The 19,707-nt window shown below is 68.8% G+C and carries 15 protein-coding genes, 1 tRNA gene, 1 other RNA gene and 1 riboswitch; of the genes, 6 read left to right on the top strand and 11 right to left on the bottom strand.

Translation table 11 applies throughout. The features are described 5' to 3' along the window. Positions 1-106: 106 nt before the first annotated feature. The 3 genes from TRAD_RS11370 to TRAD_RS11360 all read right to left on the bottom strand — a co-directional run bounded on the left by TRAD_RS11370 (position 107) and on the right by TRAD_RS11360 (position 2,420). Positions 107-191: transfer RNA gene (locus TRAD_RS11370), tRNA-Leu, on the bottom strand. 54 nt (positions 192-245) lie between these two features. Beyond that, the gene (locus TRAD_RS11365) at positions 246-1,235 is read right to left on the bottom strand and encodes a tRNA dihydrouridine synthase (protein ID WP_083770808.1); all 990 of its coding nucleotides are present in this window, start codon (positions 1,233-1,235) and stop codon (positions 246-248) included. Between the two features lie 147 nt (positions 1,236-1,382). Continuing rightward, positions 1,383-2,420, bottom strand: coding sequence for a dipeptidase (locus tag TRAD_RS11360; protein WP_013178757.1), 1,038 nt, complete (start codon positions 2,418-2,420; stop codon positions 1,383-1,385). 253 nt (positions 2,421-2,673) lie between these two features. Between TRAD_RS11360 and TRAD_RS11355 the strand changes: the two genes are divergently transcribed. Further along, positions 2,674-3,156: a GNAT family N-acetyltransferase gene (locus TRAD_RS11355; RefSeq protein ID WP_013178756.1), complete on the top strand. Its 483-nt coding sequence runs from the start codon at positions 2,674-2,676 to the stop codon at positions 3,154-3,156. Between the two features lie 93 nt (positions 3,157-3,249). On the opposite strand, the gene TRAD_RS11350 is transcribed toward TRAD_RS11355, so the two are convergent. The 3 genes from TRAD_RS11350 to TRAD_RS11340 all read right to left on the bottom strand — a co-directional run bounded on the left by TRAD_RS11350 (position 3,250) and on the right by TRAD_RS11340 (position 6,750). Then, positions 3,250-4,581 carry an ABC transporter substrate-binding protein gene (locus tag TRAD_RS11350; RefSeq protein WP_013178755.1) on the bottom strand — a complete coding sequence of 444 codons (1,332 nt, stop codon included), beginning with the start codon at positions 4,579-4,581 and terminating at the stop codon, positions 3,250-3,252. A gap of 83 nt (positions 4,582-4,664) precedes the next feature. Continuing rightward, a complete protein-coding gene (locus tag TRAD_RS11345; RefSeq protein WP_013178754.1) occupies positions 4,665-5,606 on the bottom strand; it encodes a carbohydrate ABC transporter permease in 942 nt (313 codons plus the stop codon). After that, on the bottom strand, positions 5,599-6,750 hold the full coding sequence (locus tag TRAD_RS11340; protein WP_013178753.1) for a carbohydrate ABC transporter permease: 1,152 nt from the start codon (positions 6,748-6,750) through the stop codon (positions 5,599-5,601). Before TRAD_RS11340 ends, TRAD_RS11345 begins: the two co-directional genes overlap by 8 nt. Before the next feature lie 363 nt (positions 6,751-7,113). Next, positions 7,114-7,233: riboswitch (SAM riboswitch) on the top strand. 185 nt (positions 7,234-7,418) lie between these two features. Here TRAD_RS11340 and TRAD_RS11335 point away from each other — a divergent pair. The 3 genes from TRAD_RS11335 to metX are packed head-to-tail and all read left to right on the top strand — an operon-like array spanning position 7,419 to position 11,300. Continuing rightward, entirely contained in the window at positions 7,419-8,723 is a 1,305-nt protein-coding gene (locus TRAD_RS11335; RefSeq protein ID WP_013178752.1) for an O-acetylhomoserine aminocarboxypropyltransferase/cysteine synthase family protein, read from the top strand. Beyond that, on the top strand, positions 8,720-10,111 hold the full coding sequence (locus TRAD_RS11330; protein ID WP_013178751.1) for an O-acetylhomoserine aminocarboxypropyltransferase/cysteine synthase family protein: 1,392 nt from the start codon (positions 8,720-8,722) through the stop codon (positions 10,109-10,111). The genes TRAD_RS11335 and TRAD_RS11330 overlap by 4 nt, the downstream gene beginning before the upstream one ends. A gap of 4 nt (positions 10,112-10,115) precedes the next feature. Next, positions 10,116-11,300 (top strand): homoserine O-acetyltransferase MetX, encoded by a 1,185-nt coding sequence (gene metX, locus TRAD_RS11325; protein ID WP_013178750.1) that lies wholly within the window; start codon positions 10,116-10,118, stop codon positions 11,298-11,300. Positions 11,301-11,312: 12 nt separating this feature from the next. On the opposite strand, the gene TRAD_RS11320 is transcribed toward metX, so the two are convergent. The 4 genes from TRAD_RS11320 to TRAD_RS11305 form a co-directional block, all read right to left on the bottom strand. Further along, complete coding sequence (locus tag TRAD_RS11320; RefSeq protein WP_013178749.1) at positions 11,313-11,807, bottom strand: GNAT family N-acetyltransferase; 495 nt, start codon at positions 11,805-11,807, stop codon at positions 11,313-11,315. Positions 11,808-11,858: 51 nt separating this feature from the next. Next, the gene (locus tag TRAD_RS11315) at positions 11,859-13,226 is read right to left on the bottom strand and encodes a glucose-6-phosphate dehydrogenase (protein WP_013178748.1); all 1,368 of its coding nucleotides are present in this window, start codon (positions 13,224-13,226) and stop codon (positions 11,859-11,861) included. Then, positions 13,219-15,156, bottom strand: coding sequence for a glycoside hydrolase family 15 protein (locus tag TRAD_RS11310; RefSeq protein ID WP_013178747.1), 1,938 nt, complete (start codon positions 15,154-15,156; stop codon positions 13,219-13,221). Before TRAD_RS11310 ends, TRAD_RS11315 begins: the two co-directional genes overlap by 8 nt. Before the next feature lie 214 nt (positions 15,157-15,370). Next, positions 15,371-16,930 carry an ABC transporter ATP-binding protein gene (locus tag TRAD_RS11305; protein ID WP_373466580.1) on the bottom strand — a complete coding sequence of 520 codons (1,560 nt, stop codon included), beginning with the start codon at positions 16,928-16,930 and terminating at the stop codon, positions 15,371-15,373. A 183-nt stretch (positions 16,931-17,113) separates the two neighbouring features. On the opposite strand from TRAD_RS11305, the gene ssrA reads away from it, so the two are divergent. Next, positions 17,114-17,471: a transfer-messenger RNA gene (gene ssrA / locus TRAD_RS15765) on the top strand. Between the two features lie 99 nt (positions 17,472-17,570). Next, positions 17,571-19,031 carry an FAD-binding domain-containing protein gene (locus tag TRAD_RS11300; protein ID WP_013178745.1) on the top strand — a complete coding sequence of 487 codons (1,461 nt, stop codon included), beginning with the start codon at positions 17,571-17,573 and terminating at the stop codon, positions 19,029-19,031. Here TRAD_RS11300 and TRAD_RS11295 read toward each other — a convergent pair. Next, entirely contained in the window at positions 19,028-19,585 is a 558-nt protein-coding gene (locus TRAD_RS11295) for a GNAT family N-acetyltransferase (protein WP_013178744.1), read from the bottom strand. The two genes, TRAD_RS11300 and TRAD_RS11295, sit on opposite strands and share 4 nt — an antisense overlap. Between the last annotated feature and the right edge of the window lie 122 nt (positions 19,586-19,707).

Here is a 19,707-nt window from a genome sequence, read left to right as displayed (position 1 = left end):
AACGCGCGCCGCGGGGCCTGCGTAGCCCTCGGTGGGGCGCGCCTATCGGGCGCCTCGTAGGGCAGCGCCGCGCACGCTCTCTGTCGCGCGCGGCGGGAACGTCGTGTGGTGCCGGGAGCGGGACTCGAACCCGCACAGCCGAAGCCGGTAGATTTTGAGTCTACTGCGTCTACCAATTCCGCCATCCCGGCAAAAACACGCTATCTTACCCCTCGTCGCGCCTAGCGGTCAACCTGCTGGGCGCTTTACGCCCCCGGTAGGGCGCACGCCAAAACCCGCTCGAGCGCCCCCAGGGTGCTCACCTGCATGAGCGCTTTGCGCAAGGCCTCGGGTTCGGGAAACGCCTGGGCGTAGCGCGCGAGGTGGCCGCGCATCTTGATGACGGCGTGGTCGGTCCCGTACCAGGCGCGCATGCTGCGGGCGTGCTCGAGGATCAGGTCTTTGATCTCGGGGAGTGGGGGTGCGGGCTCCCCCCGCAGCTCGCGAAACACCCAGGGGCGCCCGAGCGCGCCGCGGCCGACCATCACGCCGAGCCCCCAGGCGCGGTAGCGCCGGAACTGCTCCTGCGTCGTCACGTCGCCCGACCCGACGACGGGGATGGCGAGCCGCGCGGCGATCTCGGCGACCGCCTCCCAGTCGGCCTCGCCCGTGTACTTTTGGGCGGCGGTGCGGCCGTGGATGGTGATGAGGGCCGCCCCCGCCTCCTGCAGCGCCAGAGCGACCTCGAGGGCGTTGACGCGGTCGTAACCCAGGCGCAGCTTGGCGCTCACGGGCACCGGCACGGCGCGCGCGAGCTGCCCGATGATCGCGGCGGCGCGCCCGGGGTCGTTCATCAGTTTGGCGCCGCAGCTGCGGCCCGTCACCTTTTTGACGGGGCAGCCCATGTTGAGGTCGAGGGCGGCGGGGGAAAAGCGTTCGTAGAGGAGCCGCCCCCCCGCCGCGACGACCTCGGGTTCGCCGCCAAAGACCTGGATGACGAGGTCGCGCTCGCCCTCGTAAGGGGCGCTGATCTCGAGCCCGCGTTCGTCGCCCACGGTCAGCGCCTTGGCGCTCACCATCTCGGTCACCGCCCAAGCGCTGCCGAAGCGGCGGCAGAGCCGCCGAAAGGGGGCGTCGCTAAACCCCGCCATCGGCGCCAGCACGGCGCCCCCCTCGGCGAGTTTGCGGGTGTAGAAGTCACGAGCTAGCGGGGGAGGGCTCGGGGGCGAGGGGGCGAGGGCGCTCACACCGTTCATACCGTTAGGGTACGCGACGCGTTTGGGGATGAGCAACGAGTTATGAGTGCCGAGCCACGAGTGATGAGCAACGAGTGATGAGTGACAGACCCCACTCACTACTCATTGCTCATTACTCTTTTTACTCATTACTCTTTTCTTTTCTCACTACCCCGGCAACACCCGCCGCAGCAGCCGCAGCCAGTTCCCGCCCAGAAAACCCTCCCGCGCCGCCTCCGGCACCGCGCCACCCAACGTGGCGAAGTCGGCCGCCCGCGTGAGGCCCACCGGGACGTCCTCGACGCCGAAGCCGCCGTCGAAATCGCTGCCCACAGCGAGGTGCTCCCAACCGATAAGCCCCGCGACGTGCTCCGCGTGGCGGCGGACGTGCTCGAGCGTCGTCTCCCGCTTGGGTGCTCCTCGGCGCGTGTGGGCGTTTAAAAAGGGGTTGGCGATGACGAGGCCGATGACGCCGCCTTGCGCGCCGAGCGCGCGGATCATGGCGTCGGAGAGGTGGCGGTCGGTGGGGACCAGCGCGCGCGCGTTCGAGTGGCTCGCGATGACGTGCCCCGGGCCGAGCTCGAGCGCCTCCCAAAAGCTCTCCTCGGCGAGGTGGCTGGTGTCGAGCACCAAACCGAGCTCCCGGAGCGCGTGGATGAGTTCGCGCCCCATCGCGCTGAGTGGGCCGGGGTGGTGGGTGCCGCCGGCGTAACGGGTCCGCTGCCATGCGGGGCCGACGATCCGCAGCCCGCGCGCGGCCCACGCCGCTAGCTCGTCGGGGGTGCGCAAGGGGTCGGCGCCCTCCAAGAGGAGGACGATCCCGAGCGGGGCCCCTTGCGCCCGCGCATCGGCGAGGTGCGCTTCAAGGTCGCTTTGGGTGCGCAGGATGCGGAGGTGCCCGGCCTCCTCGAGGCGCTCGTACAGCTCGAGCTGCGCGAGCCCCAAGGTGCGCGCTTCGTCGGGCGTGCTGTAGGTGTGGCCGCGTAGAGCGCTCGTCGCCGCGCTACTGTCCGACGGCGCCGCCTGCTGCGGGAGCACGAAGATCGTCGCGAACGCGATCCGCACCCCCGCGCGCTGCAGCTCGGGGAGCGTCACCAACGCGTCCGGGTGCGTCCGCCGCAAGGCGTCTAGGTCGCGGGTGAGGTCGCGCCCAGCGGCGAGGGCATTGTAGGCGAGGTCGAGATGTCCGTCGATGTAAAGGGTCATGATGGCTCAGTCTACGCTGTCGCCGCGGCCGTCCGGCCCCCGAGACAAGCGCAGCGTGACTCCACGATTTCTTAATCCATCACAAAGAAGGGGTGTAAACGCGCTATACTGGGATGAAAACAGGGTGCATAGCGGACTCAGGCGGCTTAGGACGTCCTCAGGGCGTTTTGCAAACAGCGTCATCCTTGCGCGGTACGCTTTCTCGAGTTTTTCGTGACCTTCGTCGTTTTCTCGTTCTTGGAAGGGGGAGACCTTGCACTCACCGACACCAGCTGCAGCACCGCTGCACACGCGCCCGGCGGCGCTGCAAGACGCGGGAATTATCTACGAGCTGTACTGCGGTGCGCCGAGCTATTTCGAGCTGATTTCGATTCCGCCCCCGACGCCGCTTGAGGTCGAACGCGAGCTCGAGGCGGCCGTGCTCGACCCCAAACGCTGCACCGAACTCGTCGTACACGAGGGCGAGGTCGTCGGCTATCTCGACTACAAGCTCGACTACCCGGAAGAGGGGGACGCGACGGTCAACCTGCTCCTCATCCCAGAAAACTTGCAGAGCCGCGGTTACGGGCGGCGCACCATCACCCTTTTGGAGGAGCGGCTTAGAGGGCGGGTCAAACGGGTGCTCGCCAGCATCTACGGGCAAAACAGCCGCGCCAAGCGCTTTTGGGACTCGCTCGGCTACCGTTTCGCCATCGACGCGCGGCCGGTGCTCGAGTGGTACGCCAAAGAGCTGTAGCGCGTTCGGCAGCGACCGCACAGGCGGGCGGCAAAGTTGGGCAGTAAAACAGCGACGGGTGCACCCGTCGCTGTTTTCGCTGGATGGAGCGGTTTACTGCGCTGCGGCCATCTCCGCGAGCTGCTCGTCTAAGATGGCGTTGGCCTCTTCGTTGAGCGCCGTGAGGGTGCTCTCGACGTCGGCGCCGGCGGCGATCTCGGCCATCGCCGTGGCGACGAGGTCGCGCACGAAGTCGTAGCCGGGGGTGGGCGGCTCGGCGGTGGCGTACTGCAGCAGGTTAAAGGCGGTTTCGTAGGTGGGGTTGTTCTCGAACTCCTGCTGGATGAGCTCGCTCTCGGCGGCGCTGATGCGGGCCGGGAAGTAGTTCGAGCGCAGCGCCCACTCGGCTTGCACGTCGGGCGAAGTGTAGTACTTGAGGAACACCCAGGTCGCGAGCTGGCGCTCGAGGCTGCCGGTGTCGGGCATGCTGACCGAGGCGCCGTAGAGGTTCATCACGGGCTCGGGCGTGACGTGGGGGATGGCGGCGACGCTCCAGTCGTGCCCGGCACCCTCGGAGACCGCGCTCGCATAAAAGGGCAGCCCCGACGAGGAGCCGACCGTGAACATCAAGGTGCCCGCCCCGAAGTCGGTCTGATCGCCGAAGCGCTCGGTCACGGTGCTCGCGCAGCCGTCTTGGATAAGCTCCTGCAAAAAGGTCATCGCTTCGACCGCGGCGGGGTCGTCGTAGGTGTAGCGGTTGCTCTCGTCGTCGTAGATGTCGCCGCCGAAGGCGAAGGTAAACGAGGCGAAGCGGCTCGCGTCGAGCGAGAGCTGGTAGCCCAAGCTGCCGGAGCCCGTGGCGCCGCTAAAGGGGGTTTCAGCAGCGGCGCAGGCGATCTCGCGAAACGCCTCGGGGGTCTCGGGCGGTCCGTCGTAGCCGAGTTCGGCGAGCCAGTCGGCGTTGTAGTACATGACCTCTAGCGAGCGGTTGGGGGGCAGGCCGAAGCGGGCGCCGCCGAAGGTCGGGAAGACGTCCTGCTCCCAAAAGCCGGGGAAGAAGTCGGCCACTTCCTCCTCCGAAAAGCCCCACGTGGGGCTCTCGACGAGCGAATTCATGTCGATAAGCCCGTCGGCGAGGGCGTAGGTGGCCGCCTGGTTCTGGTAGGCCACGACCAGGTCGGGGACGTCCGGGGTGCCTAGGCGCACGAGCATCTGGTTAAAGATGTCGCCGTAGGAGCCCTGATAGAGCGGTTCGACGGTGATCCCGTACGCGTTAGTCTCGTTAAAGTCGGCGATCAGGTCGTTAAGGGCCTCTTCCCGCTCGCCCGAGTGTTGGTGCCAGAACGTGACCGTCTGCCCCGAGGGGTCGACCTCCGCCCAGGGGTCCTCTTGGGCGGCCGCTAGGGGGAGAGCGGCGAGCAGCGTGAGCGCGGCGAGTCTGTGCATCGTGTCCTCCTTACGTGTGATGGCGGTGTTTTTGGGCATCGGCTCTAGGCTAACGAACCAACGTCAGCGCACCTTCAGCTCCCCTAGCCTTTGAGGCCCGACGAGGCGAAGGCGTCGGTAAAGCGCTTTTGCACGAGAAAGTAGAGGATCAGAATGGGCAGCATGGCGATCAGCGCGGCCGCCATCACCAGGTGCGTCTGCTGCCCGCCTTCGGTGTTAAAGCGCTGCAACCCGACCATGATGGGGCGCCAGCTGTCGTCGGAGGTGACCACGAGCGGCCACAGAAACGAGTTCCACGAGGCCATCACTGAGAGCAGCGTCACGGTGAGTAAGGGCGCGGTGCTCATAGGGACGACCACCCAGAGCAGAAAGCGCAGGTGCCCCGCGCCGTCTAAGCGCGCCGCGTCCCAGAGGTCCCAGGGGATCTTCATGAAAAACTGCCGCAGCAAAAAGATCATAAACGCCTGCGCCATAAAGGGGACCGTCAGGGCGGGCAGGCGGTTGATCCAGGTGCCGCCGGGGAGCGGAAAGATGTCGCCGCGGATGGTTAAAAAGTTGGGGATCAAAGTCACCACGTCGGGGACCATCATGGTCGCTAGCAGCACGGTAAAGATCACGTCGCGGCCCCAGAAGTCGATGCGGGCAAAGGCGTAGGCGGCCAAAACCGAGGTGACGAGCACGCCCGTGACGGTGACGCCGGTGATCACCACGGTGTTGAGAAAGTAGCGGCCGAAGTTCGCCCCCGACCACGCCTCGAGGTAGTTCTCCCAGCGCGGGGTGCTCGGCAGCAGCTGCCGCTGGATGGTCTCGCCGAGGCTCATGAGCGAGGTCGAGACCATCCACAAAAAGGGCAGCACGGCGATGAGGGCGCCGACGACGAGGACAAAGTAGAGCGGCAGGTGCCAGAGCCGGAAGCGGTAGGGGGGGCGCTGCGCCGAGGTCCTCGCGTCCGGCACCGCCGCGCTCGGCGCCGTCTCCGGTAGCGCGGCGTCTGGGCGGGTGTCGCGCGTCAAGGTGCTAGCCACGGTAGACCCTCCTGCCGAGGATGCGGTACTGGATGAGGGTGACGTAGAGGATGAGCCCGAAGAGCAGCAGCGCCTGCGCCGCCGCGAGGCCGTACTGGTTGCGCAGATAGAAGGTGTCGAAGATGACGATGCCGACGACGTCCATCGACCCGAGCGCTTGGGGCGTGCGCAGCACGTAGATGGTGTTAAACACCTGCAGCACGCCGATAAACGAGATCACCGAGAGGTAGAAGGTGACGTTGGAGAGTAGCGGTACGGTGATGCTGCGAAACGCCGCCCAGCGGTCCGCGCCGTCGATCTCGGCCGCTTCGTAGAGCTCTTTGGGGATGTTGCCGAGGCCTGCGAGGTACAAGATGATGCAAAAACCCGTGTAGTTCCAGATGCCGAAGACGATGGCGACGACGAGCGCCAAGCTGGGCCCCGCCCAAAACCCCTCGACCGAGAGCCCCGTGAGGAGTTCAAGCACGGGGGTCGGCTCCTGCAGCCAGCGCTGTGCGGGGAGGCCCAGGGCGGTCGCGAGGGTGTTGGCAAAGCTCGTCTCGCGGGCGCTAAAGATGCGTGAAAAGACCGTCGCGGCGACCACCACGGGGACGATGTAGGGCAGAAAGAAGATCATCCGGAACCACGCCTGGCCCTTGAGGTTCTGGAACAAGACGTAGGCGATAAGGAGCCCCAAAACGATCTGCGCGGGGATGGTGCCGAGCGCGTAGTAGAGCGTGACCTCGACCGAGCGCAGAAAACGGCCGTCGCCCGCCTCGCGCATCAGCCCCCAGCCGGCGCCGACGCCAAAGAGCGCGAGGCCGAAGAGGGCGAGGGCGAGAAGCCGCTGCGGGAGCGGCCGCGCGCGCAGCCGCCCGGGCAGCCACAGCGCGAGGGCGAAGAGCGCCAAGCCGAGCACCAGGAGGCCGAAGCCCGGCCAGCTGCCGATGAGCTGCTCGAAGTTGCCGAGCCAGACCACCGCGCCGCGGCGCACGCGCCACGCGTGGCCGCTCATGTAGACGGCGTAGAGGATGGGGAAAAGGCCGAAGACGGCGATGATCAGCACGGCGGGGAGGATAAAGGCGTAGCCGGAGAGCCCCTCGCGCAGGCGGCTCCGGTTGAAGCGGACGCGCCCTGCGGCGGGCGGCGAAAGCGTGCGGCTCACAGGTCCTCCTTTCGGGAACGGGGAGACTTGCGGGTGGGTCGCGCGTCGGCGGCGTCACCGCACGTGGCTCCTCGAGCATCCCGAAGCGCACGGCGCCCAACCCAGAAGCGGACTCTCTATTGTAGGGGGCGTGCGTCAGGGGGGTGTCAGCGGCGCCCCAACGCTAGGAGCGCCACCTTGCCAACCAGGATAAAGGGTGCGGCGCCGGTGCGCGAGGGGCTGGCGGCGCAGCTGTACAACGCCCCCCTGGCGTGACCCCGAAAACGCCCTCTGGTACGCTGCTGCGCGTCTTACGCGCGCGCGGGCTCCCTTGCGCCGAGCGCGCCGCGTGTGGTTTACTGCGCTTTACCACTCCTCGAGTGGCCTTTATCGAGAGCGGCCGAGGGATCTGGCCCGGCGACGCCGCAGCAACCAGCTTTCATCTAAGCGGGTGCTCCATCCAGCCGGTAGCAGCCACGATGACGCGACCCGGAAAGATAGAGGCTTAGCCGCCTCATCCCCCTTTGGAGGCGAACGCGTGACACCCACCTCACAACGAATGCCGTAGGCGGCGCGAGCCGCCCGCTGGGGCCGCCCGCCGCCTGTGGGCGTAGCTGTCTGGCGGCCTCTGAACCCTTGCGACCCCCCCCGACGCTCTAGCGCAACCGACGTCAACCGAGGAGTAGCGTATGGCTTACCGCTTCGAGACCCTGCAGATCCACGCCGGCCACGAGGTCGACGCGACGAAAGACGCGACCCGCTCGCGGGCTGTGCCCATCTACCAAACCACCGCCTACACCTTCGACGACGCCGAACACGCCGCGCGCCTCTTTGCGCTGCAAGAGTTCGGCAACATCTACTCGCGCATCATGAACCCGACCAACGAGGTTCTCGAAAAGCGCATCGCGGCGCTCGAGGGGGGCGCGGCGGCGCTCGCGGTGGCTTCGGGGCACGCGGCGGAGTTTTTGACGCTCACCACCCTCGCCGAGGCGGGGGACAACATCGTGGCGTCGCCCAACCTCTACGGCGGCACCGTCAACCTCTTTACCGTGACCCTGCCGCGCCTAGGTATCGAGGTGCGCTTCGTCGGCCCCGACGACCGCCCCGAGGACTACGCGGCGCGCATCGACGCGCGCACCAAAGCCCTCTACTGCGAGTCCATCCCCAACCCCTCGCTGGCGCTGCCCGAGATCCCGGCGATCGCCGAGGTCGCGCACGCCCACGGGGTCGCGATGGTCGTGGACAACACCGCGGGGATGGGGGGCTACCTCTACCGGCCTATCCTACACGGCGCCGACCTCGTGCTGCACTCCGCGACGAAGTGGATCAACGGCCACGGCACCGGTATCGGCGGGCTCATCGTGGACGCCGGGCGGTTCGACTGGGCGGGGGGGCGCTACGGGCGCTTCACCGAACCCACCGCGTCGTACGGCGGTCTGCGCTACGCCGAGGCTTTCGGCCCGCTCGCCTTTATCGTCCGGGCGCGCGTCGAGGGGTTGCGCGACCTCGGGCCGGCGATGGCGCCGCAAAACGCCTTTTACTTCCTCCAGGGTTTAGAGACCCTCTCGCTGCGCGCCGAGCGCCACGTGGCGAACACCGAGGCGCTCGCCGCGTGGTTTGCCGAGCAGCCGGGGGTGCGGAGCGTCAACTACCCCGGGCTCCCCGGTCACCCTCACCACGACTACGCGCGGCGGCACTTCCCGCGCGGCGTCGGCAGCGTCTTTACCTTTGAGCTCGAGGGGGGCCGCGAAGCGGGGCGCACCTTTTTAGACGCCGTGACGCTCGCCTCGAGGCTCGTCAACTTGGGCGACGCCAAGACCTCCGTGACCCACCCCGCCTCGACCACGCACGCGCAGCTCGCCCCCGAAGCGCTCCGCGCGGCGGGCGTCTCCGCGGGGATGGTGCGCGTCGCGGTCGGCCTCGAGCACGTTGACGACCTCAAAGAGGACTTCGCGCAGGCGCTGGCGGCGTGCCGCGAGGTGGTCGCTCCGTGAGCGCCGAGACCGCGAGCACCAAGGCCGAGCGCGGCGCCGCTAGCGCCGCGCTCACCCCCGACCTGCCCACCGCCAGCGAGACGGTCGGGGGTGAGGAGGAGGGGACTGCCGAGCTGCACTTTGACACCCTGAGCGTCCACGCTGGGCAGCTGCCCGACCCGGTGACGGGGGCGCGGGCCGTGCCCATCTACGCCACCAGCTCGTACACCTTTAGGAGCGCCGAGCACGCCGCTCGGCTCTTCGCCGGGGAAGCCCTGAGCGACGCGCACGGCAACCAGTACGGCCGGATGCACAACCCCACGGTCGACGTCTTCGTGCGGCGGCTTATGGCGCTCGAGGGCGCCGCGGGGGGGCTCGCGCTCGCCTCGGGGCAGGCCGCGACGACCGCGACGATGTTGGCGCTCGCGCGCCCGGGGGCGCACCTGGTCGTCTCCAACGAGTGCTTCGGCGGGACCTTTAGTGTGGTGCGCAAACTTTTAGAGCCGTGGGGGGTGCGCGTCTCGACGGTCGCCCCGACGCCCGAGGCGGTCGGCGAGGCGCTCGCGCAGCACCCCGAGAGCACGGTCGGGGTGTGGGTCGAGACGATCGCCAACCCGAGCGGGTCGGTGCCGGACCTCGCGGCTATCGCCGAGCGCTGCCGCGCGGCGCGGGTGCCCTTTGTCGTGGACAACACCTGGGGCTGCGGCGGTTACCTCTGCCGCCCGTTTGACAAGGGCGCCGACATCGTCGTGCACTCGGCGACGAAGTGGATCGGCGGCCACGGGACCTTCGTCGGCGGGGCGGTGCTCGAGGCGGGCCGCTTCGACTGGACCGACCCCAAGTTCCCCGCCTTTACGCAGCCCGACGGGCGCGGCCGCACCTACGTCTCGCGCGCGCCAAAGGCAGCCTTTACGCTGCGCGCGTACGACCTCGGGCTCTTTACCATGGGGATGACCCTCTCGCCCTACGCCGCGTCGCTGGCGCTGCAGGGTTTAGAGACGCTCCCCTTGCGGGTCGAGCGCGCGTGCGCCACGGCGCTCAAGCTCGCCCGCTGGCTTGAGCGCCAAGGCGCGGTGACGCGCGTGCTCTACCCGGGGCTCGAGTCGCACCCCTCGCACGCGGTCGCCGCGCGCACGCTCCGGCACGGCTTCGGCGCGGTGCTGTCGTTCGAGCTAGCGAGCGAGGCGCAGGCGCGGCGCTTTTTGGACCGCGTGCGGCTCGCCTCGCACCTGGCCAACATCGGCGACGCCAAAACGGTCGTCATCCACCCCTGGACGACCACCCACGCGAGCCTCCCCGAGAGCGCGCGCCGCGCGGCGGGGGTGACGCCCGAGCTGGTGCGGGTCTCGGTCGGTTTGGAAGCGCCCGCCGACCTCGAGGCCGACTTTTTGCGGGCGCTGTCGGGGTAGCGCCGTGACGCGCACCCTGATCCACGAGACCTGGGGCGACCACGCGGCGCTCCTCGCGCGCTCGGCGAGCGCCCCGAGCGGGAGCGTGGGGGTGGTGCAGCCGCAAGTCGCCGTGGTCGCTACCCCCGACGACCCGCTGCGGCTCGAGTACGGCGGCGTCTTGGAGCACGTCAGCGTCACCTATGAGACCTACGGCGAGCTGAACGCCGCGCGCGACAACGCCGTTTTGCTCTGCCACGCCCTGACCGGCTCCGCGCAGGCGGCCGGGGTGCACCCCTCGGCGCCGGGGCAGCGCGAGGTGCCGGGGTGGTGGGACCCGCTTATCGGCCCGGGCAAAGCCATCGACACGCGCACGCACTTCGTACTTTGCAGCAACGTGCTCGGCGGGTGCTACGGGACGACCGGCCCGAGCAGCGTCGACCCCGCTACGGGCGCGCCCTACCGCCTCGCTTTCCCGCGCTACACCGTGCGCGACATGGTCGCGGTGCAGCGGCGGCTTTTGGGCACCCTGGGGGTCGAGAGCCTGAAAGCCGTGATCGGCGGGAGCATGGGCGGGATGCAGGTGCTCGAGTGGGCCGCGTCGTACCCCGAGTGCGTGCGCAGCTTTGTCGCCATCGCCGTCGGCGCGCGGCACTCGGCGTGGGCGATCGGCCTCAACGAGGTCGCCCGGCGCGCCATTACGAGCGACCCCGCGTGGATGGGGGGGGACTACCCGGTCGGCACGCAGCCCGAGGCGGGGCTCGGGCTGGCGCGGGCCGTGGCCATGCTCTCGTACCGCTCGGTGGAGTCGCTAGAGGCCAAGTTTGGCCGCGAACGCGTGTCGCAGACGCGCGAGCTGCTCGCCCCGAGCTTCGAGATCGAGTCCTACCTCGCCTACCAAGGGGTCAAGCTGGTGCGGCGCTTCGACGCCAACACCTACCTCTACCTGACGCGCGCGATGGACGACTTCGACCTCGCCGAGGGCCGCGGCCGCCTCAAGGACGTGCTCAAGCGCCTCACCATGCCCGCCTTGGTGATGGGTATCGACTCGGACGTGCTCTACCCCGAGCGCGAGCAGCGCGAGCTGGTCGCGGGGCTGCCGAACGCCGAGTACGCGCGCGTGCGCTCGCCACACGGCCACGACGCCTTTTTGATCGAGTTTCCGCAGCTAGCGGCGCGGCTGAGGCGGTTTTTGGCGTCTCTAGAGTAAGGGGTGCGGTTATCAGAAGAGCGGCCCCTCGATGGTGACGCGCCCCTCGGGCCACACTTCGGAGCGTAGCGGCTTGACGAGCACGCCGGGCTGCGGTTTTGTGGCGTCTTCAAAGGGGAAGTAGACGTTGTGAACCGGGCGGTAGCCGCTCGAGCCGTACACCTTCAGATCGCCCAAGAGGATGGCGAAGGGCCCCTTACGAAAGTGCGCTTCGGCCTCCTTAAGTAACGCTTTGACCAAGCCGCGCCCCCTGTAGGGCGGGGCGACGCAGACCTCGGCGACGCCGATAAAGGGAACTGCGCGCTCACCACACGCAAACGTCTTGTCGTGGACGGCGACGTGTGCGGCGAGCGCGTCCTCATCGAAGGCGAGCCAGCGGTGTTGCGGCATCTCGAAGTGGTAGCGTTTGGACCTGAACGCCCCTCCAAAGCAGCGGGTGAGGAGCGTCCGGAGTTCGGCGTCTAGCGCTTCGTCTACCGCTTCGTCGGGTAGGTAAGTTATCCGCACGGCTTAAGCCTCCCCACTACCGTTTAGCCTTGACCGGCAGGTCACGCCGCCTCACGGCTCGAACGTCCCCCCCGCCGGATACTCCTGCATCGGCACCTCGTCCGCGCGCCACGCCTCTAGAATCGGCGTCACGATGCGCCACGCCTCCTCGGCCTCGTCGGCGCGGATCGACAGCGCGGGGTCGCCCTCCAAGATGTCTTGCAAAAGCCGCGCGTAGGCGCTCGGCCGCTGCGGGGCGAGCGTCAAGCCCAACTCGGCACCTTCTAGCTCGAAGGGGTCGCCCGCGCCGTTGAGGTTGAGGCTGAGGTCCAAACGGTCGGGGTTGAAGCCGAGGCGCAAGACGTTGCACGTGGGGTGTTCGGGCTGTCCGAAGGCCAAGAAGGGGACCTCGCGAAAGTGCACGGCGATCTCGTGGCGGTCACTGCCGAGCGCCTTGCCCGAGCGCAGCACGAAGGGCACGCCCGCCCAGCGCCAGTTGTCCACCCACAGCGCGACTTGGGCGAAGGTCTCGGTGCCGCGCTCCGGCTTCACCCCGTCCTCGTCCTCGTAGCTGGGCACCGCGCGCTCGCCGACCCGACCGGCACCGTAGCGGGCGCGCACGGTCTGGGCGCGCACCTCCTGTGGGCTCAGGGAGCGCACGGCGCGCAAGAACTCGAGCTTTTTGTCGCGCAGGTCGCGCTCGCCCAGGGTCCGCGGCGGTTCCATCCCGACGAGCGCCGCAAGCTGCAGAAGGTGGTTTTGCAGCATGTCGACGAGCGCCCCCGCGCGGTCGTAGTAGTTGGCGCGGCCCTCTAAGGTCAAGGTCTCGTCCCAGCGCACCTCGACGCGCGCCACGTGCTGCGCGTTCCAGAGGGGTTCGAAGAGGCGGTTGGCGAAGCGCAGCCCGAGCACGTTCTGCACCGTCTGTTTGCCCAGAAAGTGGTCCATGCGAAAGAGGTGCGCTTCGGGGAAGTGTGCGTGCAGCAGCCGGTTGAGCGCCCGCGTGGAGGCGAGGTCCTGGCCGTGGGGTTTTTCGACCACCACGCGGCTCTCGCCCGTGACGCCGCTCGCGACGAGGGCGCGAACGGCCGGCGCGAACACCGCCGGGGGGAGCGCCAAGTAGACGACCAGCGGACCCCGTTCGGGTGCCAGCGCCCCCCCAAGCACCGCCGCGTCGGTGACGTCGCCCCGGGTGTAGTGCAGCGCGTGCAGAAGCCGGGTGCGGCTCGCCTCGCTGACGCTCGGTGCCCGCTCTTTGAGCCAGGGCGCGGCGCGCTCGCGAAAGCTCTCGGTGGTGTAGGGTCCCAAACCGACGCCGAGGATCTCGAGCGGGCCGCAGCGGCCCGCTTCGACGAGTTCGGCGAGCGCCGGCAGCAGGAGCCGCGCCGTCAGGTCGCCGTCCGCTCCCAAAATAGCGACGCGCGTCGCCCCGCTAGGCACCCTGAGCGGCCTCGCGTTTGCGCTTTTGCTGCATGAGGTTGACGCCGCTCGTCATGATGCCGATGTGCGAGAACGCCTGCGGGAAGTTGCCGAGGAAGAGGCCCGTATGCGGGTCGATCTGCTCCGACATCAGCCCCAGGTGGTTCGCCCGCGCGCAGAGCGCGTTGTAGAGCGCCTCGGCCTCCTCCAAACGCCCCTGGTAGGCGAGGTTGTCGACCACCCAGAACGAGCAGAGGACGAAGGCACCCTCCTCGCCCGCGAGGCCGTCGGGCGACTTTTCGGGGAGGTAGCGGTAGATGAGGCCCTGCCCGTGCGCGTCGCCGTCGGTGCCGAGGGTCTTGACCACGGCCTCGGTGGTGGCGACCATTTTGGGGTGCTCGGCGGGCACGACGCGGCGCATGGGGAGCGTCAGGAGGCTCGCGTCGAGACCGCCGTCGCCCTCTAAGTGCTCGGTGATCGCGCCGAGCTCCTCGTTCCAGGCGCCCCCAAGGATCGCCTCGCGGATGGTCTCGGCCTCCTTGCGCCACCCCTCGATGTCCCCCGGCAGCCCGTAGCGCTGCGCCAGGCGCGCGCCGCGGTCGAGCGCGACGTGGCACATGGCCACCGAGTAGGTAAAGTGCCGCCCGCTGCTGCGCACCTCCCAGATGCCCTGGTCGGGCGTCTTCCACGCCTCGCGCGCCGTTTCGATGAGTTCGCGCAGCTTCTCCCACAACGGCATGTCGATCTCGCCGCCGGCCATCGCCCAGAGGTAGGCGCAGTCGATGATCTCACCGTAGACGTCGTGTTGGATCTGGTCGGCGGCGCCGTTATACCAGCGCACGGGGGGGGACTTGCGGTAGCCCTCGAGCTCCGCGTCCTCGACCTCTTCGGGGGGCAGGTCGCCCTCGACGGTGTAGAGGATCTTGGGGCCGTTATGCCGTTCGACGGCGTCGAGCACCCACCCCAGAAAGCCGCGCGCCTCGTGGGGGAAGCCGACGCGCCGCAGCGCGTAGACCGAAAAGGCCGCGTCGCGCACCCAGGCGTAGCGGTAGTCCCAGTTGCGCTCGCCGCCCAGCGTCTCGGGGAGCGACGAGGTGGGCGCGGCGACGATCGCCCCCGAGCGGCTGTAGTCGAGCATCTTGAGGGTGATCGCCGAGCGGCGCACGAGGTCTTGTTGCAGCCCCTCGTACGAAAAGGTCTCCAGCCAGCGCCGCCACGACGCCACGGTGCTCTCTAGCACCTCGCTCGGCTCGAGCGGTTGGTAGCGGTGCGGCGGGGTCCCCCAGGTGAGACGGAGGTAGAACTCGTCGCCTGCGGCGAGCTCGAAGGTGCTCTCCAGCCCTTCGAGCGGCCTCGAGCAGAGCAGGTGCAGGTGCTCGTCGGGGCGGTCGTTGAGGTGCACCCGCAGACCGCCGCTGCGCTTCTCCGCCTTCGCGCCCCCCCGCGGTCGGCACGCCACCTTGAGCCGGACGGTGCCCTCCAGTACGGTGACGCAGCGCAGCAGCTCGTTGCGCTCGACCGGCGTCCCCTCGGCGAGGTCGGCGCCGGCGCGAAAGGTCAGCGCGTCGGTGAGCCGCACCACCCCGCCCGGGCAGGTCATCTCGGTGACCAACACGCCCGAGTCCTCGACGTAGTACTGCCGCGCCGTCTCCAACCCCTCGGGGGCGACGGTGAAGTGGCCACCCCGCTGGTGGTCCAAGATGCCGGCGAAGATGGGGGGGGAGTCGAAGAAGGGGGCGCAAAACCAGGTGATCGCGCCGTCGCGCCCCACGAGGGCGGCCGTGGCGAGGTCGCCGATAAGGCCGTGGTCCTCGATCGGCAGGTAGCCGTCTAGGTAGCGTAGCGGCGCGTAGTCGGGTTTGACGCCCTCCCTGTAGGGCTCTTGGTGGTGCTTGACGTACGAGGGGACGTCCGCGGGGGCGTCGCGCTCTGTCTTGGTGGTCTGGCTCATGGGTCTCCTCGAGGTCAGAAGGTAGAGGGTGCAGGCGACACGCGCCCGCTCGTTCCTCGAGTCTAGCCGCAGGGCCCTAAGCCAGAATGGGGGGAGCGTCGCGAAAAGGCGAGGGAGAAAGCAATGAGCCATGAGTCACGAGTCATGAGTGATGAGTAACGAGTGACAAATCCTACTCATTGCTCATGGCTCATCACTCATGTCTCGTTGCTCCCTACTCGTGCAGCTCCCGCGCCGCGCCCTCGTAGCCCCGCGCGACGGCGTCGGGTTCGCCCCCCTCGCCGCCTTTGGAGCCCGCCATCATGAGCCCGAGCCGCTCCGCTGTCGCCTCCTCCTGCGTGAGCTCCCCCATGACCTGGCCCTCGAAGAGCACCAAGATGCGGTCTGAAAGGCTCATGACCTCGCTGAGGTCGGCCGAGACGAGGAGCACCGCGAGCCCGCGGTCGCGCGCGGCGACGATCTGCTTGTGGATAAACTCGATGGCGCCGATGTCGACCCCGCGCGTCGGCTGCGAGGCGATGAGGATCTGTGGACCCCGCTCGAGCTCGCGCGCGACGATGAGCTTTTGCGCGTTGCCGCCCGAGTAGCTCTGCGCGCTCACCTCGGTCGACGCCGGGCGCACGTCGTAGGCGCGAATCAGCCTTTCGGCGTGGGCGCGAATCGCCCCCTCTTGCAAAAAGCCGAAGCGGCTGAAGGGGGGGCGGTAGGCGTCGCCCAACACGCTATTCATGGCGGCGCTAAAGGGGCCGACGAGCCCGCGCTCGTTGCGGTCTTCGGGGATGTGCGACACCCCCGCCTCGCGCACGCGCCGCGCCCCCTCACGGGTGAGGTCGCGCCCGTTGATGAGAATCTGCCCCTCGTCGACCGCGCGCAACCCCGTAAGGCTTTCGACGAGCTCGGACTGCCCGTTGCCCTCGATCCCCGCGACGCCCAGGATCTCGCCGGCGCGCAGCGAAAACGAGACGTTTTGCAACACCGGTTTGTCCTTGCCGGGGTTGCGCAGCGTGACGTTTCGCACCTCGAGCCGCACCTCTTTGGGCGTCGCGGGGCGCTTGTCGACCCGCAAAAGCACCTCGCGCCCGACCATCATGTTGGCGAGCCGCCGCTGGTCGGTCTCCTCACGCCTCACGGTGCCGATCATCTTGCCGTCGCGCATCACGCTCATCCGGTCGCAGATCGCCATGACCTCGTCGAGCTTGTGCGAGATAAAGACGACCGCGTTGCCCGCAGCGGCGAACTCGCGGATAAAGGCGAAGAGCCCGCGCGTCTCCTGCGGCGTCAGCACGGCGGTCGGCTCGTCCATGATGAGGATGCGCGCCCCGCGGTAGAGCGTTTTAAGGATCTCGACCTGCTGCTGCAACCCGACCGGTAGCGACTCGATCCGCGCGTCCGGGTCGATGTCGAAGCCGAAGCGCGTGATGAGCTCGCGCGTCTTGCGCCGCGCCGTACGCAGGTCCAGGCTCGGCCCGAGGTGCGGCTCCGCGCCGAGCACCAGGTTCTCGGTGACGCTTAAGGGTTCGATCAGCATAAAGTGCTGGTGCACCATCCCGATCCCCAGCTTGAAGGCGTCTTTGGCGCTCGCGACGCGCACGCGCTGGCCGTCTACGATGATCTGCCCCTCGTCGGGCTCTTGCACGCCCCCCAGGATCTTCATCAAGGTGCTCTTACCCGCCCCGTTCTCCCCGATAAGCGCGTGCACCTCACCCCACGCCACCTCGAAGGTGACGTGGTCATTAGCGAGCACCAACGGAAAGCGCTTGACGATCCCCTGCATGGAGACGGCCAAGGGGGCGTGGGTGGTGTGGGGCGTGCGGGGGGCGTCGGCGACGACGCGCGGTGGAGCGCTCGGCATGACCGAAGTGTAGCAAACCCGTTGGCTGCGTTGCCCCATGCCGCGCCGATATGCTAAAATAAACTTTGCCCAACTCCAAGCCGCGCGGGCGTAGGCGCGGCCCGAGGGGGCGACCTGGTTTCGACGGGACTTTCCGCGGACTTGGTAGCGCGTAGAGGGCGCCGTTGGCCTCTTTAAAAAACGGCACCGCCAATAACTGGCAACAGCAACAGCTACGCACTCGCTGCTTAATCGCAGCGGCCGTTCGCCCGAAGCCCAGCCGATGGCTCGCGGGTAGAACGTCCCAAAGTCGGCTAGCCGAAAGCCTCTAGCGCCGGGCTGAGGCGAAAGCAAAGGCGCGTAAGCGCGACCTAGGAGCGGGTCACCGAGCTCGGGTCGCGCCGACAACCGAGCGGTGACTACACGCGTAGAAGCCAGTCTCAGGGGGTTTCGGACGCGGGTTCGACTCCCGCCGCCTCCACCAAGCGCCCTACCTGCCGGGTAGGGCTTTTTTGTGCGCACTCGGGGCGCTCAGCCGTGTCACACCACGCCCCATACCTCATAATTTAAGGTATACTGCGCCGTGCCCCACTGCGAGCCCGTCAACCTCGTCTGGTTTAAGCGCGACCTGCGCGTCGCCGACCACGCCCCGCTGCGCGAGGCGGCGCGGCGGGGCGCGGTGCTCTGCCTCTACGTCTACGAACCGGAGGTGTACGGGGCTGAGACCTTTAGCGGGGCGCACCTAGAGCTCCTCAACCAGTCGCTCCTCAGCCTCGAGGCCGAGCTCGCCGCGCGCGGCGGGCGCCTCGTCTTCCGCGTCGGCGAGATGCCGGCGGTCTTGGAGGCGCTGCACCGCGACCTGCCCCTAGCGGCCCTCTACGCCCACGAGGAGACGGGCGACTGGGCGAGCTTTGAGCGAGACCGGCGGGTGCGGGCGTGGGCGCGCTCGCGCGGGGTGCCGTTTTACGAGTTCCCCTCCGCGGGCGTCGTGCGCGGTGCCAGGCTCCCGCCGCCCGCACGGCTTGTCGCGCCCGCGGCGGTTCCCGCTGAGCGCTTCCGCACCCCCTGGGAGCTGGGGCTCGCGCCGAGCCCACAAAACCTCCCGACGGCGGGGGAGGCGGCCGCTCGGGCGGCGCTGGAGAGCTTTTTGACGGTGCGGGGGCGCGGCTACCTGGGCGGCATCTCGAGCCCGGAGCGGGCGCTTCGCTACGCCTCGAGGCTGAGCCCCTACCTCGCCCTGGGCAACCTCTCGGTGCGGCAGGTGTTTGCCGCGAGCGCGCGGCGGCGCCTCGAGCTGCGTGCTCACCTCGGCGCGGGGAGCCGCTTCGAGCGCGCCTTGCTGGCCTTTGAAACGCGGCTGCGCTGGCGCGACGCCTTTATCCAGAAGCTCGAGTGGTACCCCCGCACCGAGTTCGAGAACCTCAACCGCGGCTTCGACGGGATGCGCGAGGGATTGCCGGAGGTGCTGGCGCGGGAGCGCCTGGAGGCTTTTGCAGCGGGGAGAACGGGCTACCCGATGGTGGACGCGTGCATGCGGGCGCTCCAGGCGGGCGGTTGGCTCAACTTCCGCATGCGTGCCCTTTTGGTCTCGTTTGCCTGCTACCACCTCTGGCTCGACTGGCGCCCGGTCGGTCGGCTGCTGGCGCGTGGCTGGCTCGACTACGAACCCGGCATCCACTGGCCGCAGCTGCAGATGCAGTCGGGGGTCACGGGGGTGCACGCGCCGCGCATCTACTCGCCCGCCAAACAGGCCCGCGACCACGACCCCACGGGCGCCTTTATCCGCCGCTGGGTGCCGGAGCTCGCGGGGCTGCCGACGCACGACCTCGCCGAACCGTGGGCGGCGCCGCCCTTGGTGCAGACCATGCTCGGGTGCGTCGTCGGCAAGCACTACCCCGCGCCGATCGTCGACCCCAAAGCGGCCTACGCCGAAGCGCGGCGGACGTTGGGGGCGTGGCGCGCGCGCGACGAGGTGCGGCGGGAGGCGGCGCGGCTCAGGGCCGAAAACGGGTGGGAGGAGGTGCCGACGCGGCCTAGCGCTTAGGGCACGAGCTGTTCGGCGGTGCGCCGCGCCCGGTCCTCGAGCCACGCCGCGCGGCTCAGCTCCATCTGCACGTCGATGCGGCCGCGGGGGGTGGGGACGCGCCGCTTTTCGCGAAAGCCGACCTTGCGAAAGGCGTGCTGAGCGCGTTCGTTGTCGCCGAAGGTGCTTAGCACCACGCGCTCGAGCCCGAGCTCGTCGAAAGCTCGGTGCAAAAGCGCCCGCATCGCCTCGGGGCCGAAACCGCGGCTCCAGTGGCTCCGCTCGCCGATGATGATGCCCAAAGTAGCGCGGTCGAAGCGGATGTCGTAGAGCTCGATGGTGCCGATGTAGGCGTCGTCGTCGGTGGTGTCGAGGATGCCGTACGTCTCGCGGTCGGGGCGGCGGGCGTCGGCTTTGAGAATGCGTTTTAAAAGCCACAGGGGCAGCCGGCTCGGCGGGGTGCCGTTGAGGTGCGCGATCTCGGGGTCGCGGAAGTGCGCGTGAATCCGCCGCCAGGCGGCCTGGTCGAGCTCGGCCAGCGGCTTAAGGAGCACCCGGCCGTAGCGGAGGGTCATGCACCCCCCGCCACCGAGGTCGGGTGTGCAGCGCGTAGAGCGGCGCGGGGGGGGCGCGGTCGTGACGTTAACATCCCCCTCATCTTATCGGCTCAAGCGGCCGCTATGGGTTGGCGAGGTGC

Source organism: Truepera radiovictrix DSM 17093, from assembly GCF_000092425.1.
GTDB lineage: Bacteria > Deinococcota > Deinococci > Deinococcales > Trueperaceae > Truepera > Truepera radiovictrix.
Note: the sequence above shows the minus strand (reverse complement) of the source record. Positions and strands in the feature narration are given on the sequence as shown.